Source organism: Acinetobacter sp. NCu2D-2 (genome assembly GCF_001647675.1).
Classification (GTDB): domain Bacteria; phylum Pseudomonadota; class Gammaproteobacteria; order Pseudomonadales; family Moraxellaceae; genus Acinetobacter.
The window spans coordinates 175,571-197,049 of the sequence record NZ_CP015594.1 but is presented as its reverse complement, the minus strand read 5'-3'; the positions used below and the strand labels follow the sequence as shown (position 1 = coordinate 197,049).

Genomic DNA, 21,479 nt, shown 5'->3' with positions numbered 1-21,479 from the left:
GTTTTTTAAATTTCTCTAAAACCACATGTTTTTAAAAATTGATAAGTTGAATCATATAATTCACTTGGTCGAGTCCAATCATTATCATCTACCTCCGGAAGGTAAATCACCAAACCTTGACGTGCCCGTGTCATGAGCACCCGATAGGTGTTAAGTAAGTATTTTCTCTTTTCTGCATGATTAATATTTTGCCATTTTGTTCCTTTAAATGCCTGATAACACCAATTAGCTTTAAAATAAAAGTTAATATCCCAAGCAATACAGCAATAATCGAGTTCTAACCCTTGCACATCAAATTCTGTTGCAACATCTTCTAAATAATAGGAAGAACGGACATCATCTATTGGATTTAAAAACCAATCTGATGGCGTTATTTTATTTTTAACATCAATTCCATCAGCTTTTAAACGTCTTGCACCAGAACTTGCAATGATGCCATAACGCTCTGTACCTTTGGCTTGTTGTTTTAGCCAAGCCTTAGCTTTCTTTAAATCTCTTGTTAAAACAATTGGATAATTTGCAGCGACTTGACTATAGACACCTTGCGCTTTGTATATATCACCATCCAAAATTGCTTGTACGAGTTCAGCGATTTTTTCACTTCTGAAAGATCTAACTGATACCGATAAATGTAAAGCTGATTCTTTATGTCCTTTTTCAACTAAACTATGCTTTTGAAGGTGATCTTGTAAGTAAACATGATCGTCTAAAATTTTTTCTGAATAATAAATCTGCCATTCAGGGAAATGTCGTTGTAATGCATCTAACCACTCGATAACACCAGCTTCTCCGGTATTAATCTCCTGACCACCACCAATCAAACAAATAATCACACACCAATCTGTATGGCGATCCATGACTTCAATCAGAAATTGGGGTTCAGATTTATCAAAGTTCTGAATCCCTTTTTTCTGCTTCATAAAATTCGATACTTGTTCTTTACGCCATGCTCTTTGTGCTTCATCAAACACAACTACTTTTTCGATCGGTTGTTCTGGAGATTTTAAATATTCATCCCTAAAGTGATGGATATTTTGAATAAATGCTTTCGCTTCTCTTTCAACAGATGATCTAGTTTTAGATTTCCCCAAATGCTTCGAAGTCTCAATTGTTTGTCGAATTAATGCTTCTTGTAACACATCCACTAATGGCCCATTTCCAGACAGGAATACAGAATGTTCCGATGCATCTTTTTTCAGTCTTTGGTTTGCTATATTTAACCCAGCTAGGGTCTTTCCTGCACCGGGTACGCCTGTTAAAAAACAAATTGCTTTTTCTTGATGTTGCTTTGTAGCCTCAATGATCTGTTCAATCCGTGCAGAGGTGATTTTTAAATTAATCGCCCCTGCATCACTTCTGGAAATTTCTTCGACTTGATGTCCTTGATAAAGTGCTTTTGCCGCCTCAATAATTGTAGGTGTTGGTTTATAGATAGCTTGATCCCACTGTTGAATATAAATTTTCTCACTAGATTCATAATTCAATAGAGAGGCTTCAATTACCTGTTTTAAGTTATGTTTGTGACAACAAATAGGAGCACGTAAGCTATCTATATCCTGCCAAACTATGTTTTGTTCACTTGCATCAGTCGCTACGAGAATAGGTATAATTTTTTTATTATGACTTTCAGAATGGAAATTCTGTAAATCCAAACAGTAATCTAAAACCTGATTTTTAGCAGGTGCAGAGTAAGTAGTTTCTCCAACCTTAAATTCAATCACAGAAATCAGATTGCGAATAATTAAAATATTATCTGCACGCTTTCCCATACGAGGAATACTATATTCAAAGTAAATATGGCCTGCTGCTAAATTGGATAGATTTTTTTTCAGAATATGAATTTGTGCTAACCAGGCATTTTTTTGTAAATCTTCAAGGCTAAATTCGTGATTTTTTTACTAAAGACCCTAAAATTGAATCATCTGAACTGATTAAAAAATCAGAAATATTATTTTGATAGTAACTTCTTAACATGTTTAAATTCTGTCAAATTTTAAATATCAGTATAAAAAACCTCCCAAGCGGGAGGTTTTTTTATGGTTAAAAATTACTTCGAACCTTTAATTCCGGCTTGCAATAACAGCGCACCTAAACCACCAATTTTTTGCTCTTGTGGTTTTTGCTGTGGCTGTTTGCCTTGTGGGCGCTCGCCTTGCGGACGTTCACCACGTACATGTTGTGGACGTTTGCCTTGTGGCTTACGCTCACCACGTTGCTCGTTGTTTTGCTCACGGCGTGGTTGACGTGGCGCTTTAGTCGGTGCTTCAGCACCTTCAGGACGCATCGACAAATTCACACGATTACGCTCAACATCAACGTTCAATACACGCACTTGTACAATTTGACCCGGTTTCACCACTTTATGTGGATCAGAGACAAAGCTATTGGCAAGTTCAGAAATATGCACTAAACCATCTTGATGTACACCAACGTCCACGAATGCGCCAAAGTTCGTCACATTGGTGACCACGCCTTCCAATGTCAAACCTTCAGTGAGTTGTGAAACTTCAGTAATATCATCACGGAACTTCGCAGTACGGAACTCAGGACGTGGGTCACGGCCCGGTTTTTCAAGTTCGCTTAACACGTCTTGGATGGTCGGTAAACCAAATTGATCATCAACGAATTCTTCAGCATTCACTTGGCGAATGATTTCGGTATTGCCAATGATGTCTTTGACTGTGGTTGCTTTCGCTGCAACGATCTTAGACACAAGCGCGTATGACTCAGGGTGTACCGCAGAAGCATCCAATGGTTCAGAACCATCTTGAATACGTAAGAAGCCCGCGGCTTGTTCAAAAGTACGTTCGCCTAAACGTGGCACTTTTTTCAAAGATTGACGGTTGTCGAAACGACCATGCTCTTTACGGAATTCAACAATTTGTTGCGCGATTGATTTGTTTAAACCCGCGATATAACCCAAAATCGCGGCTGATGCTGTGTTGACATCCACACCGACTGAGTTCACACAGTCTTCAACCACAGCTTCAAGCGTTTGCGCTAAGCCAGCTTGGTTCACATCATGTTGATATTGACCTACACCAATCGATTTCGGATCAATCTTCACAAGTTCAGCAAGTGGGTCTTGTAAACGACGAGCAATCGACACTGCACCACGAATGGAAACGTCTAAATCAGGTAATTCTTGAGATGCAAGTTCCGATGCTGAATAAACCGATGCACCTGCTTCTGATACAGAAACACGGGTCAATTTAAGATCGCTATTCGCAGCCATCATTTCAGCCACTAAGCTTTCAGTTTCGCGGCTTGCGGTACCGTTACCAATCGCGATTAAATCGACGTTGAATTCACGGCATAAACGCGCAAGCTCAGTTAAAGAACCGGCTTTATCATCTTTCGGTGCAAATGGATAAATCGTGCTATGCGCTAAAACATCACCAGATGCATTTACAACAGCCAATTTCACGCCTGTACGGATACCAGGGTCAACACCCAAAGTCGTACGCGCACCAGCAGGTGCAGAAAGCAATAAATGACGTAAGTTTTCAGCAAAGACTTGCATTGCTTCAGATTCAGCAGCCAAGCGTTTTTCAGTCAATAACGAATGTTCGATGCTTGGACGAACTTTACCGAGCCAGAACAATTTCGCAGTTTGCTTTAAGAAATCTTGGCGAGCTTGTGGCTGTGCTTGATCTAAATTGTATTCAGTTTCAATACGTGCCAAAGATGCATCATCTTCACCTTCAACTTTTAGACCCAATACATTTTCTTGACGACCACGAAGCATCGCAAGTAAACGATGTGAAGGTACTTTGTTTAAGCTTTCTGAAAAATCGAAGTAATCACGGAATTTTTTACCGACTTCTTTTTTCTCTTCACTTGCCACTAAACTTTTAAGTACAGCAGTTTTAGCAAACATTGCTTTAAGTTCTGCAGTTAATGCAACATTTTGAGCCCATTCATCAATCAGGATGTGCTGAACAGCATCAAGCTGACTCTCTTGGTCTGGATAATCTTCATGACTAAAACCAGCAAGTGCCTCTAGAGGTTCAACCGCTTCAGCAAAGATTTTCTCTGCAATTGGACCTAAACCCGCTTCACGTGCTTTAAATGATTTACTGGTACGTTTTGGACGGTACGGTGCGTAAATTTCTTCTAATGCATTTTTAGTTTCGGCTGCATTCACGCGTGCTAACAAATCATCTGTTAATTTGTTTTGTTCTTTCAGTGATTCAATCACTTTTTCACGGCGTTCATACAGATCACGTAAATACGTTAAACGTGTATCGAGCTGGCGAAGTTGCGTATCGTCTAAGCCCTGCGTTACTTCTTTACGGTAACGTGCAATAAAAGGAACACTGGCACCTTCATCAATCAATTTGATGGCAGCTTCAACTTGATTTGGACGTACGGCAATTTCTTTTGCCAACTGCTGAACTAAGTCAGTCATCGTGTTTGATCCCACAAGGATAAGTACTGAAAGCCAAGATTATAAAGACCAAGTCCATAAAATCCACAATTGTTTTTATTAATTTAGCTACACTTTAGCAGTGCTTTTATCTCTACCGTAGCAAATTCATGACCAATGGCATGCTTGATGATCTGATTCAAGCATAACAAAATGCCAAACCATGCACGCTTACATGTATATATTTGGTATCTATGTCTTGATTTTAACTGCAATATTTGTTGCTTTAGAGCATAGTCAATCGATATAAATGAATCGTATACTCAAGTCATAGTTTAAGTTTGTATACGACGACAATAAAGAATAAAGGAGCACCTCATGAGTTTAGTTGTACCAGCTGAAAAAACTGATGCAGTACATACCGAAACCGATCGGGTCGAACGCATCTTGGTTGTCGATGACGACGTTCGTCTACGTACACTTTTACAACGCTTTTTGGAAGATAAAGGCTTTGTTGTAAAAACTGCACATGATGCAACGCAAATGGATCGACTTTTACAGCGGGAACTTTTTTCTCTGATCGTGCTCGATTTTATGCTCCCTGTAGAAGATGGTCTCAGTATTTGCCGTCGTTTACGTCAATCGAATATTGATACCCCGATTATTATGTTGACTGCACGTGGTAGTGACTCTGACCGTATTGCGGGCTTAGAGGCAGGTGCAGATGACTACTTGCCAAAACCATTTAACCCAAATGAATTACTCGCACGTATTCGTGCCGTACTGCGTCGTCAAGTCCGTGAAGTTCCGGGTGCACCTAGCCAACAAATGGAAGTGGTTTCCTTTGGTCCTTGGTCTTTAGATTTATCTACACGTACCTTAACCCGTGAAGGTCAAGTCGTGACTTTAACCACAGGTGAATTTGCAGTACTTAAAGCCTTGGTCCAACATCCACGTGAACCTTTAACGCGGGATAAATTGATGAATTTGGCACGCGGTCGTGAATGGGGCGCAATGGAACGTTCAATTGATGTTCAGGTTTCTCGTTTACGTCGTTTAGTAGAAGAAAACCCTGCCCGTGCACGTTATATTCAAACCGTTTGGGGTGTAGGTTATGTCTTTGTTCCAGATGGTGCGGAATAAAAATACCCTTTAAGGCAGCAATAACTCCACATTTATTGTCCCTGAATGCCATTCGCTGCTGTTTGAGTCAGACTACATTTTATAGGCTCGTATAAACCTATACGAGTTCAGCGAATGGCAAAGTTTTTGTGTTACTTTTTTTAAAAAAGTAACAGAGCGAGCTCCTTCAATTGAAGGTACATGCAGTAAGACTCCGCGAAGAAAAACGCTGCTTATTTTAAATGCGCCTACAGGAAGCTGGTGTGAAACTCGACCCCATTGATCCACAAGAATTTACAGATTTTGTCACTTTTTCTGAAAAGAAACGTACTCCCACGGAACGTTTCCTAGATAAAATCAAACCCCGTTCCGCTGCGATGCGAACTGCGGTGCTTGTGATCTTTGTGGTGGTGTTTAGCCTATTTATGTCTTTATGGATATTTTGGCGAACTCTGTATTTACCTGAAATTCAACAACATGCGCGTTACTTGGCTGTAGAACTAGAGATTATTAATAATCCACATCTGCGCATGTATCACAATGAACAAGAAGTCGATATTGATCAGTTCTTGAAAAATCGTATTGGTATTGAATACGTCACGGATCCCAAACAATATCCCAATGTCCGTGAAAAAGTCATTGCGGAATTTTTTACCAATCAAATTGAAGAAAAACTCGCCAAAGAACTGTTAATTGATCAAGCAACGGTATATTTCCAATTCAAGCCTAGCCCGCAAATTTGGATTCAAACACCTGAAATGAATGGGCATTGGGTGCGTGAACCTTTAAAGACCTATGCCAATTACAGCTCAGAACTGATTTTGGCATGGTTACTCGGCACACCGATTATTGCAGGGATTATTATTTTAACCTTGGTTCGTCAGCTCAACCGACCACTGCGCCGCTTACAGGAAGCAGCCAACAGCTACAGTAAATCTGGCTCTGCCCCTTATTTAGATACCAATCATGGTCCGCTTGAAATTCGACAGGTGAACCATGCCTTTAATCATATGATTTATACGCTTGAACAAACTGAACGTGAACGTCGTGTCATGTTGGCGGGGATTTCACATGATTTACGAACACCTCTGACCCGCATTCGCCTCAGTGCAGAAATGATGCCCGATGAAGACTTCTTAAAAGAAGGACTGATTTATGACGTTGAAGATATGGATGCCATTTTAAATCAGTTTATTTCATTTATGCGTGACGGCTCGGATGAAGAACCGCAAGACACTGACGTTAATGTTTTACTCAAGGAATTAGTTAAACAGTTTAGTCCGCTAGATATTCGTTTTAGCCCTGAAGCTATCCCTAAAATTCCAGCCAGAAGTATGTCTCTAAAGCGTCTGATTGGTAATTTAATCAATAACGCAAAACGCTATGGTGCTGAACCTATCGAAATCTCTGCTTATGTCCTTGAGGATCAGTTAAAAATCAGTATTGCTGATCATGGCGAGGGTATTCCAGAAGATCAAATTGAGGGCTTAATGCAACCGTTCGTGCGCGGTGATTCTGCCCGTACAGTGCAAGGAAGTGGCTTAGGATTGGCCATTGTGAAACGTATTGTTGACATTCATCAAGGTCACCTCTCTATCCATAACCGTCCACAAGGAGGCTTAGAAGCAATTATCTCCCTCCCGCTTGAGCTTATTGAAGAGGAAACGACATCTCCACCAACAACCCTAGAGAAAATCCGCCAAAGTATTACCGAGCACTTCTAGCAAGTGCTCAAAAATAAAACGATCAACTTTGTAGTTTTATTAAACTATTTACATAATTAATCAAGTTTTCAGCCACTTAAAAACTATCATTAATAATTATACCTACATTCAGAGAAAAAATTAGACCTTAGCCTAACACCTATGCAAAATGCCTTATTTGATCGGTACAATCCGTATCAGTATTTAGGAATTTAAGAGAGTTAAAATGTCGTTAGATCGTATTCGTTTGGCCTCCCTACATGACAAAGTAATTAGTGCAGCTGATGCCGCCGCTTTCATTAAAGATGGTATGACGGTAGGTATGAGTGGTTTTACACGTGCTGGTGAAGCAAAAGCAGTACCTCTTGCTCTCGTTCAACAAGCAAAAGAAAACCCATTAAAAATTACACTTATCACGGGTGCGTCTTTAGGTAACGATTTAGACAAACAATTGACTGAAGCGGGTGTATTGGCTCGTCGTCTTCCTTTCCAAGTGGATAGCACACTTCGTAAAGCCATCAACAAAGGCGAAGTGATGTTTATTGACCAGCATTTGTCTGAAACTGTTGAACAAATGCGTAATAAACAATTGAAACGCCCAGACGTAGCGATTATCGAAGCTGTAGCAATTACTGAAGATGGCGGTATCGTACCAACGACTTCTGTAGGTAACTCAGCAAGCTTCGCTATTTTCGCTGAAAAAGTAATTGTTGAAATTAATACGAATTTAAGCCCTGAATTTGAAGGCTTACATGACATTTATATTCCAACGTATCGCCCAACACGTCAAGCAATTCCATTGACTCACGTTGATGAGCGTATCGGTACACATGCGATCAATATCGATCCTGCGAAAATTGTGGGTATCGTATTCAACAATGAATATCATGATTCTCCGTCAACCGTAACTGCACCGGATGATGAAACTCAAGGTATTGCCAACCACCTGATCGAATTCTTCGAGAAAGAAGTGGCTGCTGAGCGTTTACCTAAGAACTTAGGTCCATTACAAGCAGGTATTGGTTCAATTGCCAACGCTGTATTAACAGGTCTTAAAGAATCTAATTTTGAAGACTTGATCATGTATTCAGAAGTACTTCAAGACTGTACTTTTGAATTGATCGATGCCGGCAAAATGAAATTCGCGTCTGGTTCATCAATTACGCTTTCTGCAAAATACGGCGAAAAAGTTTTCAATAACTTAGACCAGTACAAAGACAAACTTGTACTTCGTCCGCAAGAAATCTCGAACCATCCTGAACTTGTACGTCGTTTAGGCATCATCGGCATTAACACTGCCCTTGAATTCGATATCTACGGTAACGTGAACTCCACTCACGTTTGTGGTTCGAAAATGATGAACGGTATTGGTGGTTCTGGTGACTTCGCACGTAATGCGCACATTGCGATCTTCGTAACCAAGTCAATCGCGAAAGGCGGCGACATTTCATCAGTTGTACCAATGGCATCTCATGTTGACCATACAGGTCACGATGTTGACGTTCTTGTAACAGAACAAGGTCTTGCCGATCTTCGCGGTCTTGCACCACGTGAACGTGCACGTGCCATTATCGATAACTGTGTACACCCAATGTATAAAGATGCATTGAATGACTACTTTGATCGTGCCTGTGCTAAAGGCGGTCAAACCCCTCACCTTCTAAACGAAGCATTGTCTTGGCATGCTAACTTTGAAGAAAAAGGTCATATGCTTGCAGCAAAATCTGCTTAATTAGACCAATAAAAAAACGCTCCAATTGGGGCGTTTTTTTATACTCGTACTTCAAATAGATTTAAAAGTTATTTGATTTCAAAGTTAGAAGTGAATTTGATCGACCAAGTTATTACCTAAGTCATTTAAGCCATCAAAACTCAATCTAAATTCTATGGTTCTGATCGATACCACATCTCGATCAATTTGAATTTTCACTTGCCCATTCTCCATTATTCTAAAAATTTGATTAAATTCATTTTTTAATGGCCGCTTTTTATTGGGTTCGATTAATGATTGGATCGTCTCCTGTAGTAAATACCGATGAACTTTAAAACGATCTGGTATCAGTATATCGAGATCTAAATTTATCTTTTGCCCCATAATTTGACTAAGCCTATCATCATCTAAATGATGCATCGAAATAGCAGTTTCTTGAGCCAAGGTTTTAGCTGATAGCAGACATGCGGCAACCAGCGCAAAGTACTTTATTTTCATACACCCCCCGTTGATATAAGTGGATAAAGTTCACTGTAAAATCAGCTTAGCACCGCTCAATGCCCATCAAAAAACCACTCATACAGATAAAAATTTGAACAGGAGAACAGAATAATTTGATGATAGGAAATTACTCACATATGAGTTTTATCTCAGATTCTAAGCAACTGTATTTAAATATTTTATTATTTAAATCATTTAAGAAACTTATGTATCAAAATATGTATTTGCAATTAAAGAGAGTCTAAGAGATACAAATAATTTAAAAATTCTCAACATATGACGCTTTAAATTATGTTTCTCTGCCCTCATTGAAGTTTCAATGTTAAGAGTTTAGAGATACTTATGCGCGTAGATATTTGGTCTGATGTGGTTTGTCCATTTTGCTATATTGGTAAAAAACGTTTAGAAGCCGCAGCAAAAGACGCCGGTGTTGAATTAGAAGTTTTTTGGCACAGTTATCAATTAGACCCTGAGGCACCTGTACGCCAAGAAGTATCAAATACTGAACGTCTTGCACAAAAATATGGTCGTAGCATCGCAGAAGTTGAAGAGATGCAACGCAATATTGCTGAAATGGCAAAAAGCGAAGGTATTGAATTCAACTGGGAAGGTGCAAACTCAGGCAATACTTTTAATGCGCACCGTTTGATTCATTTGGCACAAAGCAAAGGCTTAGGTAACGAAGCTAAAGAAGCCCTCTTCTTTAGCTACATGACCCAAGGTTTAGCTATTGGTGAACGTGAAACACTTGAAGATGTAGCTGCACGTATCGGTTTAAATCCTGTTGAAGTTGATGATTTACTCGATTCTGATGCTTTTGCTGAATTTGTTAAATACGATGAAGAAGTCGCACGCGATCAACTCAAAGTCACTGGTGTACCATTCTTTGTATTTGATCAACGTATCGCGCTTGCTGGTGCTCAACCCAAAGAAGTTTTCTTACAAGTCTTAGAAAAAGCATCTCAGCCTGTTACTCAAGCTGCTGAGCAATGTACTGATGACAGTTGTAATATCGAAGAAAAATAATTTCTCCCTAATCAAAAAAAAATCCTCAGTTTACTGGGGATTTTTTATATCTGTAATATTTAAATATGAACATTCCTAAAATAATAAAAGCAAAGCTAAATTAGAGCTTTAGCTCTAAGTTGTTATTTTTAATCATTATTATTTTGATTGTTTTTCATACATTGCCGATTTGATCATTTTTTAATTATCTATATTTGCTATTATTTTCACGTTATTTAGATAGTTCTCCCCTTTGTTCATAAGTGAACAATATTGTTTTAAAGGTGAATGTGATGAACGCAATTAAATTTGCTTTGGCTGCAACAGTGATGGCTTTTTCAATGACTGCGACTGCGCAAATTGTATATATTCCTGATTTTCCAGCACCTAAAGCATCTGTACCAGCTGTAGATACTGCGACTTCTGAACCTGTTGCAGAAGAGAATCAAAAAGCGGCTTAATGTTTCCGTTTTCTCTCCCAAATAGGCTGATTTTCATCAGCCTATTTTTTTGTTTTTATTTAAGAGATTTCCTCTTTCAAAAAGTAGAAAAAATAATCACATTTTTAAAATTCTTTATCTATAATCAATCACAATGACCAATTGAATTCATGATCTACAATGAATGAACTACAAGCATTAATTCAGGGAAAAATTGCGCCACAGGCGATTTCAGTGGAGTTTCTTATTCAAATGGCTGAACAATATCCTGACCCCAACTCTGCCGAATATAAGTTAATTGATCTTGCAGTAAATATTGTTTTAGCAAAAGCCTTAGATAAAGCCCTTAAATATTTATAAGAGTCTACAAATGCATGAATGCATTACAGAAAGCATATTTAATTAAAGAATTACAGGATTTGGGTCAAAGTCTAGATCATCGTACGCAAAGTCTATATGAAGTCGCGCGCTCTAAAACTCGTATTCAAGAAATTTTTGAACAGTGCAATGATCCTATATTTAAGAAGCAACATTTCGCTTTTAAAATTCGTACTCAACCCGAAATGGCAGCTTATGAATTTGCTGGGCAAAGTGAGTTTCAACTCAGTTTTCGTGGCTTCTTTAAGGACGAATTGGATTTAGAAAAAGCCCTCTATCTTTATCCTGACTCTGGCTGGGCTTTTCTCTATGACGAAAAAAAGGTTGGCAGATTTGGCTGATCCCCGCTCCCCATAAAACCGCTTTAATCAGTGAATGGACGAACATTGAACAGAGTTATAACTGGTTAGTTCGCCAGCAAAGTTTATCTCAATGTCTAACCGCTGATCGTGAACTACATGCATCGGCAGTGTTACTGTCATTAGAAGATGCTGATCTAGATATTAATGCCCCCATGATAACAATGATCAGATAGAGATTCAGGAGCAAGATGAAATTAGCTCCTTATCTTCTGATCAAGAGCATCCAATTGAAACTGTAGAAGAGGTGCAGACTGTTGCACGACCACGACCTTCGAAAGATTTTAAAATCGGCGATTCTAAGATCGAAATTTTAGCAGAGGAAGTGCTCTCTTCTTCTGATTTCAACCTCTATCCGATTAAACTTAAAAATCTTGAAACCTCTTCACATTTACAAATTTTCTTAAACTATCAAGATGATATTGATCAGCTTGCACAGCCCATCTATCTTGCTGAAATTTTGAATGAACAAGCAGAATTTACGCACTATTTAATGCTGATTGGCGTGGATACAATTGATCAGGTACAAACGCTCTTGGAGCAACTGGTCTCCACACAAAAACAGCAAATCAATTCGATTAGATCTGTTGCTTGGCAGGATATCTATAAGCACTTAGACACGATTGAACATCTCTTAGATTGCTATCAACAGAATGATTTAATTTGGCAATCTGATACCTATTTGGCTTATCTTGCAACGACTCAATTTAGTTCACGCAAATATATGCTGTTTGAAGAAGCTAAAGCGACGACTCAGACTCCACTACTTCTCCTCGAAGAACGCCATAAATTACGTCTTATCCATGGTGATAATCGACTCAAACTGAATACACAGGAATTGTTATATCCGTGCATTATCCTGAAAAAAGATCAACATCTGACTTGGCAGCACATCCAATCGCGCATCAGCAGCATGCCTAAACCGGTTTCTGCTCATGATTTGTATCAAGCCTTACAATCTTATATCAAAAATTAATTGCTAGAGTTTTGTAGCCAAGTCTTGATTCGACATACAAACTCAATAAATACTCAGGAAAATCTTGATAATAAACTGAGTATTACAGCCAGTGACCAATAAATATTATTTGGCAATGACATGTTTAGGACTCCTTATACAAGGACAGTCCACTTATGCTGATGCAGTTTTGGATTATCCACCTGAGGATAGTCCTATTATTCACCCCGTATATCCTGATTTGGTCGATCAAATTCCAAGACTGATTGATAAGGCTCCGGATATTTTACCGGCAGAATCCGACACCGTTATTGTCCCCCCAACTGAAGTCACACAGGATCACTCTTGGTTTGATATTCAACAAAAGAAAATTAGCGATTGGGCCGATCGTAGTGCGGAAAAAATGAATCATTGGTTTGGTACACCTGAGCCTGGTCAACCTGCCTCTGCGAGCCTACGTGTCATTGTAGATACCAAATGGAATCAATATGATGACTTTAAGTTTAATCCCCGAATCAAAGGTAAAATTAAACTTCCCACCTTAGAAAATCGACTCAGTTTAGTGTTCGGTGATGATAGTTTAGACAACGAACTAGAAAATAACGTAGCGATTAGCGATGAACTTCCAGCACAACAGTCAAATGCGAAGCTCGATCGTAAACAAGTCAAAGAGGAAAATAATTCGATTGCTTTACGTTGGTCAACGTTTTCTAAACGACTGCCATTTGAAACGGATCTCGATCTAGGGCTTCGTTCCGGTGATGATCTCTTTACACGTTTAAAGCTGAGTCGTTATTGGCAATTAGAAAATGACTTTTCTTTTCAAGCTGAGCAAATCTATCGCTATGGTCTACAAAGTAAAAATTACTTAAGAACCAATTTAGATTTCACACATGCACGTCCTGACAATCCCTTATTGTCTAACCAATTTAACATCATTTATGCCGATCAACAGGATGATGACCTGACATGGAATAATTATTCATTCCGACAACATCAATTTTTTCATGATCATCGCTTTAGTTATGGTCTATATACGGGCGGTTATATCAATGACACTAAAGCTCGGCTCAATCGTTGGGGACCTTATATCTCATGGCGACAACCTGTTTTACGAGAATGGTTTTTTGTTCAAACCGATGTCAATTATTTAAATGATAAACGTGAAGATCGTGATCACTATTTGGGTGCAACTTTACGTCTAGAAGCGTTTTTCTAAACATAAAAAAGCTCCACGTTTGGAGCTTTTTGATTCAAATACATTATTTGATTACTGTCACTCGATCTGTGCGTGCAATACGCTTTGACTGCAAAGATGGCTGGTCTTGCATCACTTTTCTTAATACGACACGGTCTGTTCTCTTAACCTGTTCAACAGGTTTCGTCTGCTGAGGCTGAGAATTCATCTGAGAAAAAGCAATGCGGTCTGTACGTACAATATGCTGATTCGGATGACTAGCTGAAGCATTTACATTCAAAAGTACCAAGCTTGTCGCAAGACAAAATAAACGTTTCATATCGGGAGATTTCCAAAATTCTATAATCGCAATTATAGATTAATTTATTATTTTTTATTTTTTAAGCAGATTAAAAGTTGCGTGTATTTTTTAACCTCATAATCGTTTTTTTGGATTTTTAGATTCCCAGTAAATAAAAAGCCCTCATTTTTTGAGGGCTTTTTTTGGTCTTATTTCAATAACAAACTATTGATTCGTTTGATATATGCAGCAGGATCTTCAGGTAACCCACCTTCTGCAATCAATGCTTGGTCAAATATCACATTGGCCAAATCATCGAATTGCTCTGCACCATCCAATTTTTTCACCAATGGATGCTCAGGATTAATTTCCAAAATCGGTTTCACATCGGGTACAGGCTGACCCGCATCTTTCAACATACGAATCAGTTGTGGTGATAGCTCACCTTCACCTGTGACTAAACATGCTGGTGAATCGACCAAGCGTGTAGTCACACGAACTTGTTTAGTTTTGTCTTTTAACGCATCAGAGAGCTTATCAACCACAGGCTTAAACTGTTCAGCCGCAGCTTCAAGGGCTTTCTTCTCTTCTTCATCTTGAAGATCACCTAAATCAACCGCACCCTTGGACACGTTTTGTAATGGTGTACCATCAAACTCGTGTACAAAGTTCATCGCCCATTCATCCACGCGCTCTGTCATGAGTAAGACTTCGATGCCTTTTTTCTTGAACAGTTCTAACTGAGGCGAATTTTTTGCAGCATTTAAACTTTCAGCAGTCACATAGTAGATGGCTTTTTGGCCTTCTTTCATACGCGCTTTGTAGTCTGCCAATGAAGTAGACACTTCATCATTATTCGAGCTTGCATAACGTAGAAGTTTTAAAATGCGTTCGCGGTTGCCAAAGTCTTCACCCAAACCTTCTTTTAATACGGCACCAAATTCACGGTAGAAGGTCTTGAAGTTTTCCTGATCTTTTTCGTCTTCAGATTTTGCCAAACCATCCAGTACAGTCAAAATACGGCGAGTGTTCCCTTCTCGAATCGTTTTAACATCGCGACTTTCTTGTAACAGTTCACGGCTGACGTTCAACGGTAAATCAGCACTATCTACGACACCTTGAACGAAACGTAGATAATTTGGAATTAAATTATCCGCATCATCCATAATGAAGACACGTTTTACATACAGTTTGATGCCTGCTTTCGATTCACGGGTGAATAAGTCGTGAGGCGCTTTGCTTGGAATATAAAGTAACTGTGTATATTCGGTGCTACCTTCAACTCGGTTGTGCGCCCAAGCCAATGGTGCAGCAAAATCATGGGTTAAATTTTTATAAAACTCAGTATATTGCTCATCTGTGATTTCAGACTTATTGCGTGTCCATAATGCACTTGCTGAGTTAATTGCTTCCCACTCATCAGTTTTAACAAATTGACCACCTTTAGACGTTTCGCCTTCTGCAGCTTCCTCTTCTTGCCAAACCTCTTTTTGCATTTCGATTGGCAAGCTAATGTGATCAGAGTATTTATTGACGATTTGCTTAACTTTATAGCTTTCTAAATACTCAAGTGCATCTTCACGTAAGTGCAAAATAATATCTGTACCACGGCTAGCTTTGTTGATCTGCTCAACTTCAAAGTCACCCGTTCCTGCACTCACCCAACGGACAGCTTGATCTTCCGCTAAACCTGCTCGACGTGATTCTACGGTAATTTTTTCTGCAACAATAAAGCCTGAATAGAAACCTACACCGAACTGGCCAATCAATTGAGCATCAGATTTTTGATCACCTGTCAGTTTAGACATAAAATCTTTAGTACCCGATTTTGCAATCGTACCTAGGTTATCAATCGCTTCTTGCTGGCTTAAACCAATACCGTTATCAGAAATGGTTAGCGTTTTATTATCTTTATCTAGACGGATACGAACGTGTAGATCTGGATCATTTTCATAATATTCAGGATGATTAATCCCTTCAAAACGCAATTTGTCACATGCATCTGAAGCATTCGAGATCAATTCACGCAAGAAGATTTCAGGGTTTGAATAAAGAGAATGCGTGACGAGGTGCAATAATTGGGCTACCTCAGCTTGGAAACTATGTTTTTGTACGCTTAAATCGCTCATTAATCACTCCTTTCATTGCAATGAAGCAGATTATTGCTATTGCCTATATGAATGGAGTGAGATGGCTAATTTTCAATAGTAAACGTTAAATTTTTGTCTATTTTTTGAATAACTTTAATAAGGTCCATTTCGATAAATACGATCCAAATGCAAACCCAATTTTTGTAAGCGCATACTATAGACTTGTTCCAAGCATTCTAAAGAATCACGACAACGATCGCGCAGTTGCAACCATTTAATTTGTTCATCTTGAATTACCGAGCGGGTTCCCATCGGTACAAGACGGCGCAAAATATTATAGGTCGTTGCCATTTTGACATCGGCATCATTGAGATTAATGTGCTGACAAATCGTTTTTTCAGTCAAGGTTTGCTGTTTATCACAATCAAAACTTGCAGCATATACAGGTTCTATATAAAGAACAGAGAAGACCAATACCCATCCAAACCACAATTTCACGTTTGATCTTCCTTATGATTATTTTAAACATGCGTGTTAATTCTAGATTATGAATGTAGATAATTCGTCGCACGGACTCAATTGCATTAAGTTATAAATCGTTGTTCTTTTGCAAAAAATTAAAAAAGCCTCATGCATTGCTGAGGCTTTTTATATCATTTAACTCTTATTAGAATTTGTAGCTATAACCGATGGTATACACCATAGGATCAATATCTAAATCAAACTGTGTATTTACGTCACCTGTCAGAGTTACTTCAGGGCTAATTTGTGCATAACGTGCGTCAAAGTAAACACCCCAATTTTTTGCGTCAGCAGGTTGGAAGTTAAATCCTAACTGACCTGCGAAGCCATACGCCTCTTTTACTTTAACATCAGTGTTTGCAAGACTCGCTTTACCACGCTCATCCCATGCAACAAATGCTGTACCGCCTACACCAATATAAGGGGTAAAGCGAGATGCATTTTTAAAGTGATACTTGGCAGTAACTGTTGGAGGTAAATGTTTAATGCGAACTGAATCAACACCGTTCACTTCAACATCATGATTAATAGGAGCTGCTAATAACACTTCAGCTGAAATATTGTCATTAAAGAAATATTCAACCGAAGGGGTAAATGCTAATTCATCAGCTGCTTTTACAACTGTATCAGGTGCAAGCTCATAATCACCAGTTGGAGATACAATTGAGCCCCCCACTTTAACTTGCCATTGCCCTGCCATTGCAGATGCTGAAAGCCCCATTAAACTAATAAGCGCTAATTGTTTTAACATTTTTAATTAACCTCTGGAATGTATAAATTAATAATAAACATGAGTATTAAAAATATGCAATATTATTATTTTTATCTATTTTAAATTATTTTATAAGTTATTATTTTTTATATTTATTTATTTTAACTTGATCAATTTGGTGGGTTTTATTAAATCCACCAAATTGATTAATTTTTACTATTATATTTCCAACGATTTTACTCAGAATTAATAATCAATAAGCATTTTAAATGTGACTCAATTTACATTTAAAGTACCATTGCTGCGATCCAACCAAAGATCATTAATGGAATGTTATAGTGAATAAAAGTCGGAACCACACTGTCTTTCATGTGATCATGTTGACCATCCATATTTAAGCCTGATGTCGGCCCTAAGGTTGAATCAGAAGCTGGAGAACCTGCATCACCGAGTGCCGCAGCAGTACCAATTAATGCAATGGTAGCTGCTGGGCTAAAGCCAAACTGCAAGCAAAGTGGCACATAAATAATCGCTAAGATCGGCACAGTAGAGAAAGATGAACCAATACCTAAAGTAATTAGTAGACCAATCAACAACATCCAAAATGCAGCCAAAGCCTGACTGTTACCAATCCATTCTACGGATGCTTTTACTAATTCTGGTACTTGATTAGTCGCTTCTATCACTGAGGCAAAGCCCTGTGCTGAAATCATAATGAAACCGACTAAAGCCATCATCCGCATACCGCTAATGATGACATCATCCGCTTCTTTCCATTTGAAAATGCCAGCGAAACTTAGAATCCCAACACCCACCAAGCCAGCAAGAATCATCGAGTCTGAAATCACTTGCACAGAGAGTGTTGCAACGACTGCAACTGCCGCCATGATCAGCGTAAAACGCGCAACTTCTGGTTTACCATTTGCATCGCTTTTAATTTCACCTGAGATACTGTGTGCTGCTGCATTGACTTGAACGTCAGCATATTCACGCGGTTTACGATAGCTAATAAACATTGCCACCATAAGACCTACAAACATACCAAAAACAGGTAATGCCATAGCCTTAGGAATCATGTCATAGGTGATACTAAAACCGTATGGCTTACCAAAGGTATTAATATTTTGACCCAAAATATCATTTAAGAAGATCGCACCAAAACCAAAAGGTACCAGCATATAAGTTCCCACCAAACCAAATGTCAGCACACATGCCACCAAACGGCGGTCAAGTTTCAAATGATTAAAAACGCTTAATAAAGGTGGAATCAAAACTGGGATAAATGCGATATGTACTGGAATGACGTTCTGCGAACATACTGCAGCTAAGGCAATGGTCGCAAAAATGACGTATTTAACACGGTTTTGCGCTTTTAAATTACTTGTCCCTTGCAAGTTGGTAATGAGCTTGTACGCAAGTAAATCAGGTAATCCTGAGCGCGCCAATGCAAGGGCAAAGGCACCGAGTACACCATAAGCCAAAGCGATTTGAGCACCATTTCCCAAACCACTGTTAAATGCCTCGATAGTACCGTGAATACCCAAACCAGCGAGTAAACCACCAACGACTGCACCAATAATCAATGCGAATACCACAGGAACACGAGCCAGCGACAGTCCGAACATGACTGCAATGGCGGCAAGAATAGCAAACATAAGAAGAAGGGAGTCTGAAAAAGAACCCATTTTATCAGAGTTTGATTTCTATGGAGTTCCTCTCATCAGTTGCATCGCTATTTGATTTGTAAATGGCTTTACCCGCACTATGCGCCATTGTGCTTTTGAATAAATTTATGAACTAGATTCGCAATATGTTCAGGCTGACTTAAAACAGCCCAATGATTCGCATCGACTTCAACCCGACTGAATTGTTCTGCCCATTGTGGTACTTCATCAATCAATTCTGGACTAACAAAATTATCTTGCGTCAGCACAATCGCGTGGACTGGACAAACTGCATAACGCTGACGTGGTTTTAGTAACCTTGGGATAAAGTTTGCTCGATAAAGCCCCACCCCATATTGTCCGTCTTGTGCAATATTTTGATTCAGCGGCAAATCAGATTGACCTTCTAATTTGTCTAAAATATTGGCCCAACGCTCTGCATTAAATAAACGCCACACATTTGGCGCTAAAAAAGGCAATTGGAACACAGCGATATACCAAGATTTGGTTAGCTGCTTAAAAAACTTCGGTTTATTTTGATTATATTGTTTGCGCATCCAAAAGGCAGCATGATCTAAACATGGCCCTGATATGGTAACAAACGATAAAATTCGGCCTCTAAATTTAGACTCAGTCACAGACTCCCACGATTGAATAGAACCCCAATCATGTGCAGCCAAGTGAAACGCTTTATCCCCCAAAACTTGTTCGGTCACTTCAGCTAAATCTTGACTCAGTCGAGGCAATGCGTAGTGACGGATTCGTTTTGGAATAGAAGAATCCCCTGCTCCACGTACATCATAAGTTAGAACAAAATAATGCTGCACAAGATGCTCAATCATAGGTTCCCACACTTCCTGATGATCAGGATAGCCATGCACCAATACCAAAGCAGGCTTTGAGCGCTCACCAAATGTTTTTACACATAGACGTTGCTGATCACTGGTACTTACCCATAGTGTTTGTGTATCCATTCTGAGTTCCTTTGTTGTTATTGACCTTATATTTTGCAAAACGGCATGATTTATCAATGCCAAGCTTATTGGGTTATTCTAGTATGCATAGCAATCCAAGAAAAAAGAATGTCAGTATGAGCCTATTACGTAAAATTCAGAGTTTACCTTTGATCTCGAAATTTATGCTGAATCACTATGCTCCTTATCGTGGTGCTGGCATCGAAGTCGATGAAATGGATTTAGCCAATTATCATATCCGAGTCAAAATGCCACTGACGCGTAAAAATCGTAATGTCGTTGGTGTGCACTTTGGTGGAAGCTTGTATTCGATGGTCGACCCTTTTTATATGCTGCTTCTGATGCATCATTTGGGCCCTAAGTACATCGTATGGGATCGTGCAGCGAGCATTCAATTTTTAGCACCAGGACGCGGTACGGTCTATGCCGATATTCGTATCGATGCGGAAGAAGTCCAAACTATTATTGAACTTGCAGCGAACCATGCACCTGTCTATCGTAACTATTCTTTAAACATTGTCGATGAATCTGGTGTCCGTATTGCTGAAGTGCAAAAAACAGTTTATATCCGCCGTAAACATGCCAAAGCCACAGGACTTTTTAAAAAATTCCAGCAAGATCGTAGCTAGATATTCTCCCTGAATGACACACATAAAAAAGCACCTTAAATAAGGTGCTTTTTTTAGAACGCTTAGCGACGATTATTTTGCTCAATAGCTGCGCCTGCACCACCGCCGATCGCGCCACCAATAGCAGCACCAGCATTACCACCGAAAATACTTTTACCTACGGCTGAACCCACTGCACCGCCGACACCACTATAGGTTGCATTACGGTTAGAACCGCCTTGTGCTTTACTACCCACCGCAGCACCTGCACCACCACCGACAGCCGAACCTACACCACCACCGACACTATTACCTACACCACCACCTACAGCACCACCGAGCGCTGCAGCACCAATACGTTGTTGACTTGGAGACATGCTCTCACAGCCTGCCAACATCATTGTTGATAATGTTGCAACTGCCATAACACTCATCATCTTTTTCATGACTCATTCATCCTTCCAATTGGTTTTCATTTAGGTTAAACACATTTTAAGAAGCGAATGATGACAAGTTGTTTCTTCTTGCAAGATTTCGACCGAATTTTGTAAATGAAGGAAAACTACGATGTTAGATGTTATTTAGAATGAAATGAGAATAAGTGCGGAGAGCATAAAGCTCATGCCCTCCTGTCATCTATTTATGTTTATTGAGCCACAGTTTCTGATGCTGCAAAATCATCTGTTTCAAGCGGTGCTGCATCTAAGGGTTGTGGTTCTTCATCCATACTTTCTTGATCTACTGTTACTTCTGGTTCACTGGCATTGGTTGACTCTGTATTTTCAGTTTTATCTTTAGAACAAGCGCTTAGACCAAGTGCGAGAAGTAATGCTGCTGAAATCGCCAAAATTTTCATCTTATGGTTCCTAATGGGTTGAAGGTTTTTCA

Annotated in this window: 20 protein-coding genes and 1 pseudogene; 10 read left to right on the top strand and 11 right to left on the bottom strand. The window is 39.2% G+C overall.

Annotation, left to right across the window (positions count from 1 at the left end; genetic code table 11):
• Window positions 1-5: 5 nt before the first annotated feature.
• Together A3K93_RS00935 and A3K93_RS00930 are read right to left on the bottom strand one after the other, a co-directional pair.
• Window positions 6-1,974, bottom strand: a pseudogene (locus tag A3K93_RS00935) (DUF2075 domain-containing protein).
• 73 nt (window positions 1,975-2,047) lie between these two features.
• Window positions 2,048-4,411 (bottom strand): Tex family protein, encoded by a 2,364-nt coding sequence (locus tag A3K93_RS00930; protein ID WP_067728075.1) that lies wholly within the window; start codon window positions 4,409-4,411, stop codon window positions 2,048-2,050.
• A 336-nt stretch (window positions 4,412-4,747) separates the two neighbouring features.
• On the opposite strand from A3K93_RS00930, the gene ompR reads away from it, so the two are divergent.
• The 3 genes from ompR (at window position 4,748) to A3K93_RS00915 (ending at window position 8,926) form a co-directional block, all read left to right on the top strand.
• Window positions 4,748-5,512, top strand: a complete 765-nt coding sequence (gene ompR, locus A3K93_RS00925; protein ID WP_067728073.1) for an osmolarity response regulator transcription factor OmpR — start codon at window positions 4,748-4,750, stop codon at window positions 5,510-5,512.
• Between the two features lie 242 nt (window positions 5,513-5,754).
• Window positions 5,755-7,215: an ATP-binding protein gene (locus A3K93_RS00920; RefSeq protein ID WP_067731635.1), complete on the top strand. Its 1,461-nt coding sequence runs from the start codon at window positions 5,755-5,757 to the stop codon at window positions 7,213-7,215.
• Between the two features lie 205 nt (window positions 7,216-7,420).
• Window positions 7,421-8,926, top strand: a complete 1,506-nt coding sequence (locus A3K93_RS00915) for an acetyl-CoA hydrolase/transferase family protein (RefSeq protein WP_067728071.1) — start codon at window positions 7,421-7,423, stop codon at window positions 8,924-8,926.
• Between the two features lie 84 nt (window positions 8,927-9,010).
• Here A3K93_RS00915 and A3K93_RS00910 read toward each other — a convergent pair whose 3' ends face one another.
• Window positions 9,011-9,403, bottom strand: coding sequence for a hypothetical protein (locus A3K93_RS00910; RefSeq protein WP_067728069.1), 393 nt, complete (start codon window positions 9,401-9,403; stop codon window positions 9,011-9,013).
• Window positions 9,404-9,748: 345 nt separating this feature from the next.
• Here A3K93_RS00910 and A3K93_RS00905 point away from each other — a divergent pair, with 345 nt between their 5' ends.
• From A3K93_RS00905 to A3K93_RS00890, 6 genes are all read left to right on the top strand, one after another.
• On the top strand, window positions 9,749-10,432 hold the full coding sequence (locus A3K93_RS00905; RefSeq protein WP_067728067.1) for a DsbA family oxidoreductase: 684 nt from the start codon (window positions 9,749-9,751) through the stop codon (window positions 10,430-10,432).
• Between the two features lie 272 nt (window positions 10,433-10,704).
• Window positions 10,705-10,872: a hypothetical protein gene (locus A3K93_RS14935; RefSeq protein WP_171255042.1), complete on the top strand. Its 168-nt coding sequence runs from the start codon at window positions 10,705-10,707 to the stop codon at window positions 10,870-10,872.
• 159 nt (window positions 10,873-11,031) lie between these two features.
• Window positions 11,032-11,211: a hypothetical protein gene (locus A3K93_RS00900; RefSeq protein WP_067728065.1), complete on the top strand. Its 180-nt coding sequence runs from the start codon at window positions 11,032-11,034 to the stop codon at window positions 11,209-11,211.
• Window positions 11,212-11,225: 14 nt separating this feature from the next.
• Complete coding sequence (locus tag A3K93_RS14600; protein WP_081408491.1) at window positions 11,226-11,570, top strand: hypothetical protein; 345 nt, start codon at window positions 11,226-11,228, stop codon at window positions 11,568-11,570.
• 265 nt (window positions 11,571-11,835) lie between these two features.
• Window positions 11,836-12,564, top strand: a complete 729-nt coding sequence (locus A3K93_RS14595; protein WP_081408490.1) for a hypothetical protein — start codon at window positions 11,836-11,838, stop codon at window positions 12,562-12,564.
• A 115-nt stretch (window positions 12,565-12,679) separates the two neighbouring features.
• Entirely contained in the window at window positions 12,680-13,762 is a 1,083-nt protein-coding gene (locus A3K93_RS00890; protein ID WP_067731634.1) for a hypothetical protein, read from the top strand.
• 43 nt (window positions 13,763-13,805) lie between these two features.
• Here A3K93_RS00890 and A3K93_RS00885 read toward each other — a convergent pair whose 3' ends face one another.
• From A3K93_RS00885 to A3K93_RS00860, 6 genes are all read right to left on the bottom strand, one after another.
• Window positions 13,806-14,060 (bottom strand): hypothetical protein, encoded by a 255-nt coding sequence (locus A3K93_RS00885; protein WP_067728063.1) that lies wholly within the window; start codon window positions 14,058-14,060, stop codon window positions 13,806-13,808.
• A gap of 170 nt (window positions 14,061-14,230) precedes the next feature.
• A complete protein-coding gene (gene htpG, locus A3K93_RS00880; protein ID WP_067728061.1) occupies window positions 14,231-16,150 on the bottom strand; it encodes a molecular chaperone HtpG in 1,920 nt (639 codons plus the stop codon).
• 114 nt (window positions 16,151-16,264) lie between these two features.
• Window positions 16,265-16,609: a lysozyme inhibitor LprI family protein gene (locus A3K93_RS00875; protein WP_067728059.1), complete on the bottom strand. Its 345-nt coding sequence runs from the start codon at window positions 16,607-16,609 to the stop codon at window positions 16,265-16,267.
• A gap of 169 nt (window positions 16,610-16,778) precedes the next feature.
• Complete coding sequence (locus A3K93_RS00870) at window positions 16,779-17,384, bottom strand: OmpW/AlkL family protein (RefSeq protein ID WP_067728057.1); 606 nt, start codon at window positions 17,382-17,384, stop codon at window positions 16,779-16,781.
• Window positions 17,385-17,632: 248 nt separating this feature from the next.
• The gene (locus tag A3K93_RS00865) at window positions 17,633-19,000 is read right to left on the bottom strand and encodes a Na+/H+ antiporter family protein (RefSeq protein WP_067731633.1); all 1,368 of its coding nucleotides are present in this window, start codon (window positions 18,998-19,000) and stop codon (window positions 17,633-17,635) included.
• Between the two features lie 107 nt (window positions 19,001-19,107).
• Window positions 19,108-19,983, bottom strand: a complete 876-nt coding sequence (locus tag A3K93_RS00860) for an alpha/beta fold hydrolase (protein ID WP_067728055.1) — start codon at window positions 19,981-19,983, stop codon at window positions 19,108-19,110.
• A 116-nt stretch (window positions 19,984-20,099) separates the two neighbouring features.
• Here A3K93_RS00860 and A3K93_RS00855 point away from each other — a divergent pair, with 116 nt between their 5' ends.
• Window positions 20,100-20,612, top strand: a complete 513-nt coding sequence (locus A3K93_RS00855; protein ID WP_201787405.1) for a DUF4442 domain-containing protein — start codon at window positions 20,100-20,102, stop codon at window positions 20,610-20,612.
• 62 nt (window positions 20,613-20,674) lie between these two features.
• Here A3K93_RS00855 and A3K93_RS00850 read toward each other — a convergent pair whose 3' ends face one another.
• A complete protein-coding gene (locus tag A3K93_RS00850; protein WP_067728051.1) occupies window positions 20,675-21,037 on the bottom strand; it encodes a glycine zipper domain-containing protein in 363 nt (120 codons plus the stop codon).
• Window positions 21,038-21,237: 200 nt separating this feature from the next.
• The gene (locus A3K93_RS00845; protein WP_067728049.1) at window positions 21,238-21,447 is read right to left on the bottom strand and encodes a hypothetical protein; all 210 of its coding nucleotides are present in this window, start codon (window positions 21,445-21,447) and stop codon (window positions 21,238-21,240) included.
• Between the last annotated feature and the right edge of the window lie 32 nt (window positions 21,448-21,479).

Excerpts from the sequence above, each read along its gene's own strand:
- A3K93_RS00930 (WP_067728075.1), bottom strand. The coding sequence starts at position 4,411 with ATGACTGACTTAGTTCAGCAGTTGGCAAAAGAAATTGCCGTACGTCCA.
- ompR (WP_067728073.1), top strand. The coding sequence starts at position 4,748 with ATGAGTTTAGTTGTACCAGCTGAAAAAACTGATGCAGTACATACCGAA.
- A3K93_RS00915 (WP_067728071.1), top strand. The coding sequence starts at position 7,421 with ATGTCGTTAGATCGTATTCGTTTGGCCTCCCTACATGACAAAGTAATT.
- A3K93_RS00910 (WP_067728069.1), bottom strand. The coding sequence starts at position 9,403 with ATGAAAATAAAGTACTTTGCGCTGGTTGCCGCATGTCTGCTATCAGCT.
- A3K93_RS00905 (WP_067728067.1), top strand. The coding sequence starts at position 9,749 with ATGCGCGTAGATATTTGGTCTGATGTGGTTTGTCCATTTTGCTATATT.
- A3K93_RS14935 (WP_171255042.1), top strand. The coding sequence starts at position 10,705 with ATGAACGCAATTAAATTTGCTTTGGCTGCAACAGTGATGGCTTTTTCA.
- A3K93_RS00900 (WP_067728065.1), top strand. The coding sequence starts at position 11,032 with ATGAATGAACTACAAGCATTAATTCAGGGAAAAATTGCGCCACAGGCG.
- A3K93_RS14600 (WP_081408491.1), top strand. The coding sequence starts at position 11,226 with ATGAATGCATTACAGAAAGCATATTTAATTAAAGAATTACAGGATTTG.
- A3K93_RS00890 (WP_067731634.1), top strand. The coding sequence starts at position 12,680 with ATGACATGTTTAGGACTCCTTATACAAGGACAGTCCACTTATGCTGAT.
- A3K93_RS00885 (WP_067728063.1), bottom strand. The coding sequence starts at position 14,060 with ATGAAACGTTTATTTTGTCTTGCGACAAGCTTGGTACTTTTGAATGTA.
- htpG (WP_067728061.1), bottom strand. The coding sequence starts at position 16,150 with ATGAGCGATTTAAGCGTACAAAAACATAGTTTCCAAGCTGAGGTAGCC.
- A3K93_RS00870 (WP_067728057.1), bottom strand. The coding sequence starts at position 17,384 with ATGTTAAAACAATTAGCGCTTATTAGTTTAATGGGGCTTTCAGCATCT.
- A3K93_RS00865 (WP_067731633.1), bottom strand. The coding sequence starts at position 19,000 with ATGTTTGCTATTCTTGCCGCCATTGCAGTCATGTTCGGACTGTCGCTG.
- A3K93_RS00860 (WP_067728055.1), bottom strand. The coding sequence starts at position 19,983 with ATGGATACACAAACACTATGGGTAAGTACCAGTGATCAGCAACGTCTA.
- A3K93_RS00855 (WP_201787405.1), top strand. The coding sequence starts at position 20,100 with ATGAGCCTATTACGTAAAATTCAGAGTTTACCTTTGATCTCGAAATTT.
- A3K93_RS00850 (WP_067728051.1), bottom strand. The coding sequence starts at position 21,037 with ATGAAAAAGATGATGAGTGTTATGGCAGTTGCAACATTATCAACAATG.
- A3K93_RS00845 (WP_067728049.1), bottom strand. The coding sequence starts at position 21,447 with ATGAAAATTTTGGCGATTTCAGCAGCATTACTTCTCGCACTTGGTCTA.